The organism is Acinetobacter sp. I-MWF (assembly GCF_025433935.1).
GTDB classification, from domain to species: Bacteria; Pseudomonadota; Gammaproteobacteria; order Pseudomonadales; family Moraxellaceae; genus Acinetobacter; species Acinetobacter guillouiae.
The window spans coordinates 2445856-2462010 of record NZ_JAMBAR010000001.1; the positions used below are offsets into that span (position 1 = coordinate 2445856).

Sequence of the window (16155 nt, forward strand, 5' to 3'; positions counted from 1 at the left end):
CCCGCTGCGCCTTGCGCTGCAAACAAAGCAGTGCTTTGTTCTTGCTCAGGGTTGTGGCTAAAATTATCTCAGCCTACGTTATGAAACTCGAAAATAGTCTCGCTATTCTCTTCGTTTCATGCCTTGCCTGCTCAATTTTAGTCTACAACGCAAGCCATTTATGAAATGTCAACAGACCCTATTTAACTTAAATCATAAGCAAATTTATCTAAAACCAAGTTTGATAATTATTTATTTTTTTCATTTTTACAACATAAAATTAAGCAATAAATTCTCATATTACGCAAATTAAAACAAGAACATTCGTGCGTTAATTTATAGATATAGCTGTATTAAGCTGTGTATTTTTTGTACCAATCCCGTATTTGTATAATCGTTTAATCTTAAAATCAAAATGCAAAATCCAAACAGTTTGAAATGCAAAAAATTTGATTTTTCACATTTTCAAGACATAAAAATCGCAGCAGCATAATAAGGATATTTTATGACAGAAACACATATATATCAGCCACATGAAAAACGTAATCGTGTCATGGCTATCGTTGGGGCTGCTTCTGGTAACTTGGTGGAATGGTTTGATTTCTATATTTATGCAGCATTCGCAACCTATTTCACCCATGCATTAACCGCTCCAGATATGGATGACTCCACAAAAGCAATTTATGTGTGGGGCGTCTTTGCTGCTAGTTTTTTCATGCGGCCCATAGGCAGTTGGCTTTTTGGCTGGATTGGCGATACCTATGGACGTAAAAAATCCATGATCATTTCTATTACATTAATGGCGATCAGTTCATTTTTATTTGCAGCACTCCCGACTTATGATCAAGTCGGTATGGCAGCACCATTTCTATTATTGGCTGTACGTCTGTTACAAGGACTTTCAGTAGGTGGTGAGTATGGTACTGTTGCGACCTATATGAGCGAGGTTGCTTTAAAAGGTCAACGAGGATTCTATTCCTCTTTTCAGTACGTCACGCTGTCTGGTGGGCAACTTTTAGCAAGCCTTTTAGGCGTGATTATGTTGGCCCTTATGTCTAAAGAACAATTAATGGATGGTGGCTGGCGTATTCCATTTATTATTGGTGGTGTAGTTGCCATTCTTTCATTCTTTGCACGTCGACATTTAAAAGAAACCTTATCTGAAGATGATAGTGCAAAAGAGGGTTCAGGTAGTTTAAAAGAATTACTCAGCAAGAACTGGAATACTTTCCTACTGGTTGTTGGTTATACCTCTGCGGGTTCATTGTGTTTTTATATCATCACAGTATATTCAAAAACCTATATCACCAGCCTTGGTTTTGCCGATAAAACGGTCGGCTATATGATGACCATTGCCCTATTTGTATTTATGTGTGCACAACCTTTGTTCGGGATGCTGGCAGATCGAATCGGTCGTCGTGCTTCAATGATGCTCTTTAGTAGCAGCTGTGCCATTTTTATCTATCCTGTCATGGTCATTGCGATGCCGTACTTTAGTGGTTCAGCTTTTATCGTGACCTTATTACTGATCTTCTTAATGATGTTACTCAGTTTCTACACCTCGATTAGTGGTTTAGTTAAAGCAGAAATGTTCCCGCCACATATTCGAGCCTTGGGGGTTGGTTTTGCCTATGCTGTCGGTAATGCAATCTTTGGTGGTTCTGCTCCGGCTGTAGCATTAAAGTTAAAAGATCTTGGTCATGAGAACAGCTTCTTTGTTTACGTGATTGTCATGCTGATAATTTGTCTTTTCTGTAGCATGCAACTCCCTAAACAGCCGAAATATTTACATCATGATCATTAAGCTCAGTATTTTAAGGTCTGTTTTTACAGACCTTTTCTTTTAATACATGCCATTTGTTGTAAAATAACAGCGTATATACAATAAAGTCTTATTAAATCTTGAGGAAAAGATGAAAAAAATATTGCTTATTCTTACCTGTATTTCAATCAGTCATTTTGCCAATGCCAAAACACAAAACTATATACTGGCCAATGGTGGTGGTGTTGATGACAACGGTTTGCTGTTAAAAAATACCCAAGGCAAAACCATTTATGCATACTGCAATCAAAAGTGCGGACCATGGTTTGACCATGATGAAGAAACAGGCGGGCAAATTCTAAAAAAGCAATATATTGAAAAAAAGGTCCAAGCAGATATTCAATTTGAAAAAAATGCAGATCGAGTTGCTGGTCCTAGTGCAGATGAGTCTTTTTACTTCATTAAACAAATCAAATTTATTGAATAATTTAAAAATAAATCATGACATTAGAATCCACTCTCCCTTCTAAATGTCATGCGCTTTATGCCTTTATTTTGATACTATAAATTGAGAGGGATCAAATCTTTAGACTTTATGTATTAATAATAAATCAATAAAAATCAACTAAATTAAAACATCTTGACGTCCAGGTATGTCTGAAGCAGCAATATTTGCAATTGTTTGGTTATACTTTTTGATACTGCGCTTGGTATTTCCCATGATCTCATATAAAACCTCTTTGACAAGGTCATGCTCTGGATCTTGTAGATAAGCCGCCTGACACCATTTAACTGCTTCAGCATAGTTATAATAATGAGGTCGATTTTTAAGATCAAAATGTAGTCTTGCTATCGCACACATTGCAGCAATATGGCGTTTATGTGCTTTTGTTTTTAAAACTGCAATCATTTCCTCTGCAATTTCAGGATAATAGCTAAAATTAAATAAGCGCGTGACATAAATATCAATCAGGTCATTCAGTAAATCAGAATTAATATAACGATGATCTTGTTGCGACTTCTCTAAGCTTAATCGACTCTGTTCAAAATACCCTAAGCTCTTTTTTAAATATTCTTTAGGTTGAGATTGGTTTTCATCCATACTTAAATTTAGATAGTGTATGCCCATATTATACATGGCAATATAATGACCTTGGTCTGCTGCTTTTTTTGCATAATACAGTTCTTGATTTACATCATATAAGGTATGTTCAGCCAAAGCATGAATATAACCTGCACTAAAACAACAATATACAAAACCTAAATCTGCACCTTGATGTAATAAATCAATGGTAAAAATATAGCCAAGATCATCATCAAAATTGTTTGCGACACGGTAAAAACAACAGTAGCGACCTTCAGGATAAGCTTTTGGTGCTTCCAATAATTTTGCGTGTTCATACCAAGATTGAGCAACCAATGGATTTTTTTCAACACTAGACCAACCATGTTGGCATAGAAATCCATAAAGAACCGCAGCACTGGCAAGACGCTTCCGATTGGACAATGCAATTCGACCTAGAAAATCTGAACCTTGAGCATTATGTCGCCAAAAATAAATTGCGCGATCAAGCTCATACTCATCGAATACGGGATAATCTGCAGCATTTTGATAACAAGATAAAATTCTTGGATCATTTTCATCTAACAAATAATAGAAATATGCCAATTTTAAATAGATGACTGCTCGATTACGTTCTGTTAAGGGACGTTTTAAGATTGCTTGGGCTTTTTGGATATGTTTTCTTATTTCAAGTGTCTGATCTTTATCAAAACTTGTATCAAGTGTATCAAACCACACGATATAGTTTAATTCACTTTTTTCGATTTCGCTAAAATGTTGACACCAATCCGACTGAGCAAAATCAGTAATGGCCTGATGATCGTGTCCCCATTGTGGCAAGAGATACCAGCAATAATCTCTTACTGCAAGCAAGCCAAAACCTGATTCTTCTATAAATATTTTTAACCAAAAAGCGGCATCTGCTTGAGGTAAATCAATTTCTTCTTTCAAATTTAGATATTTTTGTAAAAGTTGAGGCACATCTTGGGGTAAATCAATTTTTAAATCTTGATTTAAGCCACTTTTTTGCGCCATTGCTTGGGCTGAAGGTTTTATTTTATGAACTAAATTTGAAGGATATCGACGCTTAAGCATCCACTCTGCAAACCATTCAGGTTCATCCAAGTGAACTGTCGAATTTAATAAATGCAGTGCAATTGTCCATGTCTCCACACTAAATGCAAAAGCTTGCATTGCAGAAGCATACAACTGCTTTTGCGCCTCTCTTGCACAATCCCACATTTCATCTGTAACATTGCTTGACCATTCTTGCCCACGATATTCAGCTGCCCAAAAAGCCCAATAACGCACACGAACAATATAAGGGAAAAAGCTTTCTGGAAAAGCCAAATGCCATTCATTGATATGTTTTAATGCTGTTATGCCGTGATTTAAGAATATGTCCTTAAACATTTGTTTGGGCTGATCAAACCATTCATTTTCCCAAAGCTGCGGCGATTTATGACTTCGACTTTGCCATAACACATTGAAAAAATTTTCCAATTCTGCATAGTTTTTATTTTCCAATAAGCCTTGCGGACAATGGATATCTTTACGAAATACTTCATGGGTATATTCAGATTTAATCATCATTCAGCTACTTTGTCTTTATTATGGGTTGAGAATAAATCAATATTCCATGAATAAAGTGACCAATTATTGGGATATATGGATTGATATAAGTGTAAGTCTTGCTTTGCAGAACGATCATAATTTTCAAAATCTGAATGTTTAAACATCAAATAAAGCTCACGCCCTGCGACATATTTCTCGCCCATATCCTGCCAGCTAGAACAACAGTCTTGAATAATCTTCGATGAAGCAACAATATATTGCCATGCATCATATTCCTGTAATTCATAGAACTGCACCAATAACCGTATAGTAAATATTTTTTGAATATGGCTAAACACCAAAATATCTCTTAAATAACTTGCAGTACCAAATTCACTACTTGAATAAAGATTTTCTAATTGAGCGATTTGAAAATATTGATTTAAAAAATAACGAATCTGTTTCTCTTTAGAACCTGCTTTTTTCTGTTTAATATTTAACAATTGATTTAAATGTTTTTTATATATTTCTGGATGCTGTTCAAAATGCGCTAACGTTAAGCTATCCACCTGATACCATTGAATATGATTACGAAAATAAATCAGATCACCAGTTGCAAGCATCCATTGCTTACGATTATCCTGCTTTAAATTTAACAGCATCCAAGGCAAAGCAATGATATAGACGATAATTTTAATCATCCAACCAAGCAATGGAATCTTGCTTAAACCATATAAAGTCTGAATCAACCAGAAATAAGGCCTAAAGATCACGCTCCACAGCGATTTGTTAGACTTTGCTTGACTTAGCTCGACCTTTAAATCAAATTTTTTCTCAGTTTGCTTTTGCTTTGTATAAGCAACGATCTCTTCTATATATTTTTCTACTGGGTGCCTGATATGTTCTGGACGATTTAGTCCCAGCAAAAGATGCTGAATCACATGGGTTTGATGATCATATTGCGCCAATAGATGCTGATTTTTCATCAACAGCGTTTCAATTTTACAAGGATCATCTAATTCATGAAAATAGAAATATAAGGCTTGATTGACATGATCCGTTGAACCCTCATTTATCTCAGGTTGATAGACGATTCCCATACTTAAACAATCAGGGTTGTGATTATTATTTGGTTGAATATGATTTAAAAATAATAAGACATCATCTGCATATTTTTTAACTGGTGCTTGATTCTGCTTACCTTTAATCTGCTCAATACACCATGCTTCACCATCCCATTCTAAACTGATGGTAACATGTGGCTTATTGCTTGAATCCCTTAAGCTAAAATAACGAAATATTCCCTGCTCTTTTTGCGTTACATAATATTCACCATAGCCATCTTTCAGTTCAATCAGGTTGCTAAACTGCCCTAAACAGTGCTGCATATAACGTGATTCAAATGCCATTTCCTTACGCAACAACATTCCTGTTGCCGTAATTTCAATAAATTTGCCTGTATTTACAGTTAAAACCTCATCAATTGCCTGTTCACTGCTGTCCCATTGCCCTTTTTCTAAACGCTTTTTCATTGCTTCATGATCTTTATGCCAAGCGTCTAACACTTGCTTATAGGTCATTTTCATGAATTTGCCTTTTAAATTGCTTTTTAAACGCGAATTTAAAAACTCTAAAATGGGCTTTTCCAGTTCCAAAATCTGTTCATGTAAAGGATCAACATACAACATCTGATGTTCTGGCTGTTGTTCAAGCTTGTTCAAAAACCATGTAGGAATAGGCTGTGGAAGTTGACAAATTTTCCAAGCAGAGACCGAATTTACATGAAAAACTGGATTGAATTGTTTAATCACATATTCAAAGAATTTTTTTTCAAACCACTGAGTAATTTCTGGATCATCTTTACGGCGTTGACTACGCTCTACAATTGTTTTTTTCACTTCAGGGGCATTGACAATATCACGTGTTTCCATGCTGTTCCATTTTGACTTATTTCTAGTGCATTTGATTTTTATAAAAAATATTCGAAATGATCGAAGTATGACTTGCTGTTATTTTATAACAAATTAATTCTAAGAAAATACGTTTCACTCATATTTCACAATATTTATGTTAGGATTTTAAAAATTTTAATTGTTTATCCTATGAAAAAAATTGTAGTTTTCTCAGGTGCAGGAATGAGTGCAGAAAGTGGAATCAGCACTTTCCGAGATAGTAATGGCTTATGGGAGAATTATGATATTCAAGAGGTGGCTACACCTGAAGCTTGGCGGCGTAACCCTGCCTTGGTGCAACGTTTTTACAATGAACGACGTCAACATATTCTCAATGCTCAACCCAATCAAGCACACGATACCATTGCTCAACTCGAACAATATTTTGATGTCATTGTAATTACTCAAAATATTGATGATCTACATGAACGTGCTGGAAGCCAACAGGTTATTCATTTACATGGCAATATCCGCCTTGCTAAAAGTTCTAAACCTAATGCGCAGTACACAAATGAGTTCTATCCTATAGATGGTTGGCAATTGGATCTAGAACAACATAAATGTCCTGAAGGATTTCCACTTCGACCTCATGTGGTTTGGTTTGGTGAAGCTGTTCCTGCGTATGAAGAAGCAGTAGAGATGATCCGTGATGCTGATATTTTTATTGTTATTGGCTCAACATTGACCGTCTACCCTGTGGCAGGTTTAATTCACGAGATTCCAGAACACTGTGATGCGTATTATATTGACCCGCAAGCCAGTTATGAGCGTGTTCCCCAGCAATACCAATGTTTAAAAATGAGTGCGACTGAAGGGATGCAACAGCTTTTTGAGAAACTGACAACACATTAAAAAACCAGTGCAATTGCACTGGCTTTAAAAATTACAGCATAGCACTAAGTAAAATCATGCATTGTCATCTGTGGAATTCATCTGATCTTTTTTTACATCTTTAGAGGGTTTAGTCGAAGATGAATCATTGAATAATTTATTCATTAAAGGCTTAATCACTCGATAAATAATCAAGCCAAGAAATACCAGTAAATACAGTGGCCAAATGGTGACTAAAATAACCAATAAATCCAAAATAAATTGCCAGCCATATTGAACACCTTCCCAAGCACGTTTCCAAAAACTATCACCGTTTAAGCGTGCCACAGCAGCAACATCAACATCCAGACTTTCTCTCACCATCGCGGGTTGTTTAATGGCAATACTAATCGTGCTAAAACGCACACGATCTTGAACTTCAAGTTGGGTTAAGCGGGAAATTTCATTCAGCTGTGATTGTTTGGTATCACTAGGTACAGTTTGAGTTTGTCCGATTTTTTCTTCTAAAAGCTTTAACTCAAACCGCTTTGCAGAATATTGTTGTTGATTTAAAAAATACATCAAAGGCAATAACTGATTGACATATAACGCAGCTTTATCACTCGGTACTCTGACAATGATCTCTGCATGCGGATCAACTTTTTCAAAAACTCGGATTTTACCATCCGCAATTTTTTGTGTTTTGACATCGAGTACATCAAAACTGATATTTTTCTGCTCTATAAAGCCGCCCGCTTGAAAAGTGAGCTTATCAATTTCTAAAGCAGTTTTCACCACATCTTTGGCTGTGAAATTAACCTGAGCTTCACGTACCATACGACGTGCTTTTTCTGCTTGACTGACATCGGTACTTAAAATAGTTTCAGGTTTTTGTTCAGTCACAGGTGTGGTATCAACAGAATTTTCAGCTGCTTGCTCAGTACTTTTTTCTGCGGCATCAGCCGCTTGTGCAGCATCCTGAGCAACAACTTGTGCATCTTGAGCAGACGCCGAACTTTCAGCAGCTTGTTCCGACTTTTTGGCGCATCCTGAAAGAAGTACTAAGCTTAAGGCAAGAATTAAATGTTTATTATTCATAGATTATTGACTTTTGTTGGTGATTTTAAATTTTGTTGAATTATAAAGAAACTTTACTTTTTTTACCATGCATAAAAATACAGCATCGAAATGCTGTATTTATCAAAGTTTTTATATATAGATCAACAGGTGCAATTTAAACAGTTAGCCCGCTTTATCGATTTCTTCATAGGGTTGTACTGCAATTTCTGAAATCATATTTTCAAAAGAGAAAATTTCATCTAGACGTTCTTGGCTCAATAAACCCTGTTCAAGTACAACCTCTTGAATGGTTTTATTTTCAGCAATACATTGCTTCCCAATTTCATCACACTTCGCATGACCTAAAATTGGATCAAGTAAGGTAATAATTCCCACACTACGCATCACTGCATCAAAACAGGTTTTTTCATTGGCAACCACACCTTGAATACACTTCTCATCCAAGGTTTGAATCGCATTGATCAGTAACTCAATTGACTCATTCATGGTAAGCGCAATCACAGGCTCCATCACATTTAACTGTAATTGGCCTGCTTCTGCTGCAAAAGTAATGGTTAAATCATTGCCAATCACTTTAAATGCAACCTGATTGACGACTTCAGGAATCACAGGATTGACTTTTGCTGGCATGATCGATGAACCAGCTTGTAATTCAGGTAAGCGAATTTCCCATAAACCTGTTCTTGGGCCAGAACTTAATAGACGTAAGTCATTACAGATTTTAGAGAGTTTTACAGCCAAACGTTTTAAGGTGCTTGAAAGGATAATAAATACACCGCAGTCACTGGTCGCTTCAACATAATCTTCTGCACCAATTAAATTTAAACCTGTTAAGGCTTTTAAATTTTCATTGACCTGCGCAGCATAACCATGTGGCGTATTTACCCCTGTACCAATCGCAGTAGCGCCTAAGTTAATTTCTAATAAAAGTTCACGGGTCTTTTTAATTAGACGAACATCTTCTTTGAGTAATGTCGCAAAGGCATGAAACTCTTGTCCTAATGTCATTGGGACAGCATCTTGTAACTGGGTCCGTCCCATTTTTAGCACATACTGAAACTCAGCAGATTTTAAAGTCAGTGAACTAATCAAATTATTGATTTTTTCAAATAACAAATCCAGTGAATAGTAAGTTGCTAAACGTAATGCGGTGGGATAGACATCATTGGTCGATTGAGATTTATTGACATGGTCATTTGGGTGGATGATGTCATAACGTCCTTTCGCATAACCTAAAGATTCTAACGCGATATTGGCAATGACTTCATTGGTGTTCATATTAATTGATGTCCCCGCACCACCTTGGTAGACATCTGATGGAAATGCATCTTTCCAATTTTGCGGATTTTCAATCAGTTGATCACTTGCTTTTTGAATCGCTACACTGATTTCTTCAGAGATCTTATTAAATTGCAAATTGGTTTGTGCCGAGGCCTTTTTGACCTGAGCCAAAGCGCGGATAAAAAAGCTTTGCTCACCGACGCTATGTTTAGAAATATTAAAATTTTCTAAAGCTCGGATTGTATGAATGCCATAATAACTGTTTATAGGAACTTCTTTACTTCCCAATAAATCTTTTTCTATTCTTGTAACTTCAGGTTGAACCGTTTCCATGTGATCTGCTCATTATATATTTATGCACTATAGTTGTGCAGTTATAATAATATTCCTACTCCTCGGCTTTTGTACTAGCAAAATATGTCATTTCGATAAACAATTTTATGGAATTATCAATTAAACGTTAACAATGTAACTTTGCGTAAAGTATAATCCCGCTGTCACTAAACACTCCCAGTAGAATTTTTTTGGATATAAATTGCTGATTTTTTGCATTTGTATCTAAAGTTACAATCGGATACATAAATCTTGCACAATCACCTTATAAAAATCACAGCGATATTTTTTAGTTGTGTGAAAGAATTCGCTCGTGAAACTTATGCGATAAAAAATAAAACTTGGAGATTTACTCCACAAGGACTGAATTAAATATGGACTCACTCAACCCCACAGTTGTCACGTTTATCTTTTATATCATTGCAATGGTTTGTATAGGCTTATATGCCTATAGAAAAACCACCGATTTCTCAGATTATATTTTGGGAGGTCGAAGCTTAGGGAGTTTTGTCACTGCACTTTCAGCGGGTGCATCGGATATGAGTGGCTGGCTACTCATGGGTCTTCCCGGCGCAATTTACCTGACTGGATTATCTGAATCATGGATCGCAATCGGGCTCATTATTGGTGCTTGGCTCAACTGGTATTTGGTCGCAGGCCGTTTACGTGTCCATACTGAAATACAAAATAATGCATTAACATTACCAGATTATTTCACCAGCCGTTTTGGTGATAAAAAGAAAGTGATCCGTATCATTTCTGCGCTGGTCATTTTAATCTTCTTTGGTATTTACTGTGCTTCAGGCATGGTGGCAGGTGCACGTTTATTTGAAAGTATTTTTGCTATGAACTACACCACTGCTCTTTGGGTCAGTGCGATTGCAACCATCAGTTATGTGTGTATTGGTGGCTTCCTTGCCATCAGTTGGACAGATACATTTCAAGCGGGCTTGATGATTTTTGCATTGTTGTTGGCACCGATTATGACTTTCTTGGCAGTCGGTGATTTACAACATGTCAATCAATTGATTGAAGCCGCACGTCCACATGCAGCAAATATGTTCCAAGGGGTTAGTTTTATCGCCATCATTTCATCAATGGCATGGGGCTTAGGCTATTTTGGACAACCGCATATTTTAGTCCGTTTTATGGCAGCAGATTCAGTGAAAACCATTCCTAATGCTCGTCGTATTGGTATGGCGTGGATGATTCTATGTTTAGCGGGCGCTGTTGCTGTAGGTTACGTGGGTATTGCGTATTTCCAAGCACATCCTGATATTCCGTCAGCTGCAATTGTGGCAAAAAATCCAGAAACAGTGTTTATGGAATTAACCAAAATCTTATTTAATCCATGGGTTGCTGGTGTTGTTTTAGCTGCTATTTTAGCCGCTGTCATGAGTACCTTAAGTTGTCAGCTTTTGGTATGCTCAAGCACCTTGACTGAAGATTTATATAAATCTTTTCTTCGCAAAAAAGCCTCACAAAACGAGTTGGTTTGGGTCGGTCGTTTAATGGTTTTAGCCATTTCAGTACTTGCAATCATCTTGGCATTTAACCCAGAAAGTAAGGTACTTGGTCTAGTGGCTTATGCATGGGCTGGTTTTGGTGCAGCATTTGGTCCGCTTATTTTATTGTCTGTGTTCTGGAAGCGTATGACTTTAAATGGGGCATTGATCGGTATCATTGTCGGTGCTGTAACAGTAATTGTTTGGAAAAACACCATGGCGCATACAGGTTTATATGAAATCGTGCCGGGCTTTGTGCTTTCTTTCATCAGCATCATTGTGGTCAGCTTAATGGACAAAGCGCCTGAAAAAGAAGTAATTGATCGTTTTGAAAATGCTGAACAAATTTATAACCGTGAAATGAAAAATATGTAAATTCACATGTTTGAATAAACCATTAGAGCTGGGGCATTCATGCCCCTTTTCTATTTCTTTACTTTCGCTTTAAAATTTAAATGTAATTGTGAGCTGTCTTTAATCACTTCCATCACTGGATAACTACGTGTTTCCTTTACACCAGGCAATTGCCAGAGTACCTGCCCTGAAATACGACGAAACTCCTCCATATCAGCACATCGAATTTTCACTAAAAAATCAAAACCGCCACTGATCATATGACATGCCATAATTTCTGGATATTGTACGATGGCATCTGAAAAAGCATCTAAAGCATTGGGTGTGGTTTTATCTAAAAGAATCTCAACAAATACCACAAAATTAGCACCTAACATTTTCGGATTTAGCTTTGCTTCATAGCCTAAAATAAATCCTTCCCCTGTCAATTTCTGCACCCGAGCAAGCGCAGCTGTGGGCGATAAATTAACTTTTTCAGCCAACTTAATATTGGAAATTTTTCCATCTTTTTGCAAAATGTCCAAAATCCGAATATCTATACGATCCAAGCTTAAATAAGCACTTTCCATAGAATAATTCTCTAAATATTATTCAAATTATAGTGAGTTATTCACCAAATATTCTGTAATCATAAATTATATAAACCCATCTGCTCAACAAAAATATTTGCTAGTCACAGGACGTTGACAATGAATATGGATTCACCTCTAGTTTTAAATGCAAACTTACTTCCAAGTTTGGATTACATTACCGAATTTAAAGACAAAACTGGTTTTGAAGAAGAAATCAATCATGCGTGGCGTCGTACTGAATCGGAATGTGTTGAAAACTTACTTGAGCACAGTCAAATTTCTGAAGAAATGAATCAGAAAATTTATGACATTGCATTTAACTTAGCGCATAGCTTACGTGACCGTAAAAGTTCGTCAGGAAAAGCAGGTATCGTACAAGGTCTGCTGCAAGAGTTTTCATTGTCTTCACAAGAAGGCATCGCATTGATGTGCTTGGCTGAAGCCTTATTGCGTATCCCTGATAGTGCGACCCGAGACTTATTGATTCGCGATAAAATTAATCAAGGAAACTGGAAAGATCATTTAGGCCAAAGTAATCTGATGTTTGTCAATGCTGCTGCATGGGGACTCATGCTGACTGGAAAACTGATGGAAACGCCTAAACAAACCAGCCTTTCAGGGATTCTCACTTCGCTTTTAGCGCGTACAGGTAAAGGCATCATTCGTAAGGCAGTTGATGCAGCCATGCGTATGATGGGTGAGCAGTTTGTTACTGGTGAAACCATAGAAGAAGCGTTGGACAATGCCAAAACCCTTGAAGATAAAGGTTTCCGTTATTCTTATGACATGCTTGGTGAAGCAGCACTGACTGAACACGATGCAGATCGCTATTTTGAAGACTATACTCAAGCGATTCATGCCATAGGTAAAGCGTCTGAAGGTAAAGATGTTTATACCGGTCCAGGAATTTCAATTAAACTTTCGGCTTTACATCCACGTTATCAACGTTCTCAAACCGAACGTGTGCATCATGAACTTTATCCTCGAATTTTAAATTTGGCGCTTTTAGCAAAGACCTATGATATTGGCCTCAATATTGATGCTGAAGAAGCGGATCGTTTAGAGCTGTCTTTAGAATTACTTGAGCGTTTATGCTTTGAGCCACAACTGGCAAACTGGAAAGGTATAGGCTTTGTGATCCAAGCCTATCAAAAGCGTTGTTTCTATGTGGTGGATTATATTATTGATCTGGCAAAACGTAGTCAAAAACGTTTAATGATTCGTCTGGTCAAAGGTGCTTACTGGGACAGTGAAATCAAAAAAGCACAAATTGACGGTATGTCTGACTACCCAGTCTTTACCCGTAAAGTGCATACAGATTTGTCTTATATTGCTTGTGCAAAAAAACTATTGGCTGCGCCTGATCAAGTTTATCCGCAATTTGCGACACATAATGCGCAAACGCTTGCTACAATTTATGAATTGGCAGATCCACAAAAATATTATCTTGGTCAATATGAATTCCAATGCTTACATGGCATGGGTGAACCACTTTATGAACAAGTGGTAGGCAAGGTTTCAGATCAGAAATTAGGGATTCCATGTCGTATTTATGCGCCTGTCGGTAATCACGAAACCTTATTGGCCTATCTGGTTCGACGTTTATTAGAAAATGGTGCGAATACCTCATTTGTTAACCGTATTGCAGATAAAAATATTAAAATTGAAGACTTGATTGAAAACCCAGTTCAAGAGATTTTACATACTGCAGAAAAAGAGCATGCAGTCGGGTTAAAACACCCTGCTATTCCGCTTCCTCATGATTTATATCAAGGCATCCGCCAAAACTCTCAAGGTTTAGACTTAGCCGATGACAGCAAATTAAAAGATTTAAATCAAACTGTTCAGCAACATTTAAAACACCAATGGAACAGTTATAGCCTTGTCGATCAGCTTGATTTACAAGACTTGGCTGAAATAAATTCGCAAGAAATCCGTAATCCAGCTGATCATGCAGATCTAGTTGGTTATGTGATCGAAGCAGAAACAGCACAAGTTGATTTGGCCTTAAACAACGCTCATCAAGCTTTTGAAAATTGGAAAAACGCATCTCAAGATTTTCGTGCAGAGTTATTGCTTAAAGCTGCTGCGATTATGGAATCGCGTATTCAGGAACTGATGGTTTTACTGTGTCGTGAAAGTGGTAAAACCTATAGCAATGGTATTGCCGAAGTACGTGAAGCCGTTGATTTCCTCAGATATTATGCAGCTCAAATGCAAAGTATCGAAAAAAATGGTGCACTTAGCCCCTTGGGTACAATTTTATGTATCAGCCCTTGGAACTTCCCGCTTGCAATTTTTACTGGACAAATTTCAGCAGCACTTGTTGCAGGAAATACCGTAATTGCTAAACCTGCTGAACAAACCCCATTAATTGCAGCACAAGCAATTCAAATCTTATGGGAAGCAGGAGTTCCAAAATCAGTTGTACAATTACTTCCTGGTCGTGGTGAAACAGTCGGGGCAAAACTCAGCCAAGATGAGCGTATTCAAGGCATTATGTTCACAGGTTCGACTGAAGTTGCTAAGATTTTACAAAAAACCGTAGCACAACGCCTGAGTCCAACAGGTCAACCGATTCCGCTGATTGCTGAAACAGGTGGTCAAAATGCGATGATCGTAGATTCTTCTGCGCTGACAGAACAAGTGGTAATTGATGCAGTAAACTCAGCATTTGATAGCGCTGGTCAACGTTGTTCTGCCCTCCGAGTATTGTGCGTTCAAGAAGACAATGCAGCAACCTTGATTAAGATGCTTAAAGGCGCCATGCAACAGCTCAACATTGGACAACCTATTTTGCTGAAAACAGATATAGGCCCTGTGATTGATGGTGAAGCGCAACAAAATATTGAAAAGCATATCGAAATGATGCGGAGCAAAGGCTATGCAATACATCAACTTGCTTATGAAACACCAACATCTGATCTAAATGCAGGCACATTTATTGTCCCGACGGTAATTGAGCTTCCAAATCTGAATGATTTAAAACGTGAAGTTTTTGGACCTGTATTGCATGTCATTACTTATAAATATGGTGAATTAAAGCAATTGTTAGAACATATCAATGCAAAAGGATATGGCCTAACCATGGGTTTACATACACGTATCGATGAAACTATTCAAACCACCATTGAACATGCGGAAGTGGGTAACTTATATATTAACCGTAACATTGTAGGTGCTGTTGTCGGCGTACAACCTTTTGGTGGTGAAGGTTTATCAGGAACAGGACCTAAAGCTGGCGGTCCGATTTATTTATATAAATTGATGCAGCATACAGCCCTACCCAATCGCCCTTTTGGTACTGTAAAAAATATCTCGGAACAGCTCAATCTAAAACCATCTGAGATTCAAACAGAATTTAACACTTGGGCAAAACAGCACTATTCGCAATGGGCTATGCATCAGTATCAATCACCGATTGCTTTATATGAACTTCCAGGTCCAACAGGTGAATTGAATCAATACCATGTTGTATCACGTCATCGCATATTGGCAATCGCAACGCAAGAACAGGCTTTGCTGAATCAATTTAATGCAATTTTGTCTCTCAATGCGCAAGTCTGTATTTTAAGTGACGATGCGATTGCTTTAAAAATGATTCAAAGTATGCCAAAAGCGTTGCAACAAAAATTTTCGATGATCAATGATGTGACTGTTGGAGAGTTTGAGGCAGTTTTACATCAAGGTGCTGGTCTAAAAGAATTACAGACAGTGATTGCGCAACGTGAAGGTGCAATTGTTGGCATAACGCATTTAGCGGATGCCAATACAATTATCCCGCTTGCACCATTACTTATTGAGCGTGCGATCAGTATCAATACTGCTGCTGCGGGCGGAAATGCAAGTTTGATGACTTTAGGCAGTGAATAAATCATAAAGCAATGATTTAACCAAGTTAAAAGAAATT

At 37.3% G+C, this 16155-nt stretch carries 10 protein-coding genes; 5 read left to right on the plus strand and 5 right to left on the minus strand.

Features of this window, described 5'->3' with window-relative positions; translation table 11 throughout:
* Positions 1 to 484 precede the first annotated feature (484 nt).
* On the plus strand, positions 485 to 1783 hold the full coding sequence (locus M2R48_RS11370; protein WP_151803078.1) for an MFS transporter: 1299 nt from the start codon (positions 485 to 487) through the stop codon (positions 1781 to 1783).
* 109 nt (positions 1784 to 1892) lie between these two features.
* Positions 1893 to 2228, plus strand: a complete 336-nt coding sequence (locus M2R48_RS11375; RefSeq protein ID WP_004821903.1) for a hypothetical protein — start codon at positions 1893 to 1895, stop codon at positions 2226 to 2228.
* A gap of 138 nt (positions 2229 to 2366) precedes the next feature.
* Here M2R48_RS11375 and M2R48_RS11380 read toward each other — a convergent pair whose 3' ends face one another.
* Together M2R48_RS11380 and M2R48_RS11385 are read right to left on the minus strand one after the other, a co-directional pair.
* Positions 2367 to 4397 (minus strand): DUF4034 domain-containing protein, encoded by a 2031-nt coding sequence (locus M2R48_RS11380; protein WP_262086190.1) that lies wholly within the window; start codon positions 4395 to 4397, stop codon positions 2367 to 2369.
* Complete coding sequence (locus tag M2R48_RS11385) at positions 4394 to 6289, minus strand: cytoplasmic protein (protein WP_262086191.1); 1896 nt, start codon at positions 6287 to 6289, stop codon at positions 4394 to 4396. The genes M2R48_RS11380 and M2R48_RS11385 overlap by 4 nt, the downstream gene beginning before the upstream one ends.
* A 171-nt stretch (positions 6290 to 6460) precedes the next feature.
* Here M2R48_RS11385 and M2R48_RS11390 point away from each other — a divergent pair, with 171 nt between their 5' ends.
* Positions 6461 to 7162 (plus strand): SIR2 family NAD-dependent protein deacylase, encoded by a 702-nt coding sequence (locus tag M2R48_RS11390; protein WP_262086192.1) that lies wholly within the window; start codon positions 6461 to 6463, stop codon positions 7160 to 7162.
* Positions 7163 to 7216: 54 nt separating this feature from the next.
* On the opposite strand, the gene M2R48_RS11395 is transcribed toward M2R48_RS11390, so the two are convergent.
* Complete coding sequence (locus M2R48_RS11395) at positions 7217 to 8218, minus strand: DUF4349 domain-containing protein (RefSeq protein WP_262086194.1); 1002 nt, start codon at positions 8216 to 8218, stop codon at positions 7217 to 7219.
* Positions 8219 to 8362: 144 nt separating this feature from the next.
* Positions 8363 to 9814 carry an aspartate ammonia-lyase gene (gene aspA, locus M2R48_RS11400; RefSeq protein WP_262086195.1) on the minus strand — a complete coding sequence of 484 codons (1452 nt, stop codon included), beginning with the start codon at positions 9812 to 9814 and terminating at the stop codon, positions 8363 to 8365.
* A gap of 374 nt (positions 9815 to 10188) precedes the next feature.
* Between aspA and putP the strand changes: the two genes are divergently transcribed.
* Entirely contained in the window at positions 10189 to 11694 is a 1506-nt protein-coding gene (gene putP, locus M2R48_RS11405) for a sodium/proline symporter PutP (protein ID WP_034617251.1), read from the plus strand.
* A 50-nt stretch (positions 11695 to 11744) separates the two neighbouring features.
* Here the strand turns inward: putP and M2R48_RS11410 are convergent, their stop codons facing one another.
* Positions 11745 to 12242 carry an Lrp/AsnC ligand binding domain-containing protein gene (locus tag M2R48_RS11410; RefSeq protein ID WP_004821915.1) on the minus strand — a complete coding sequence of 166 codons (498 nt, stop codon included), beginning with the start codon at positions 12240 to 12242 and terminating at the stop codon, positions 11745 to 11747.
* A gap of 120 nt (positions 12243 to 12362) precedes the next feature.
* Between M2R48_RS11410 and putA the strand changes: the two genes are divergently transcribed.
* Positions 12363 to 16118 carry a trifunctional transcriptional regulator/proline dehydrogenase/L-glutamate gamma-semialdehyde dehydrogenase gene (gene putA / locus M2R48_RS11415; RefSeq protein ID WP_262086196.1) on the plus strand — a complete coding sequence of 1252 codons (3756 nt, stop codon included), beginning with the start codon at positions 12363 to 12365 and terminating at the stop codon, positions 16116 to 16118.
* The last annotated feature ends 37 nt before the right edge of the window (positions 16119 to 16155 follow it).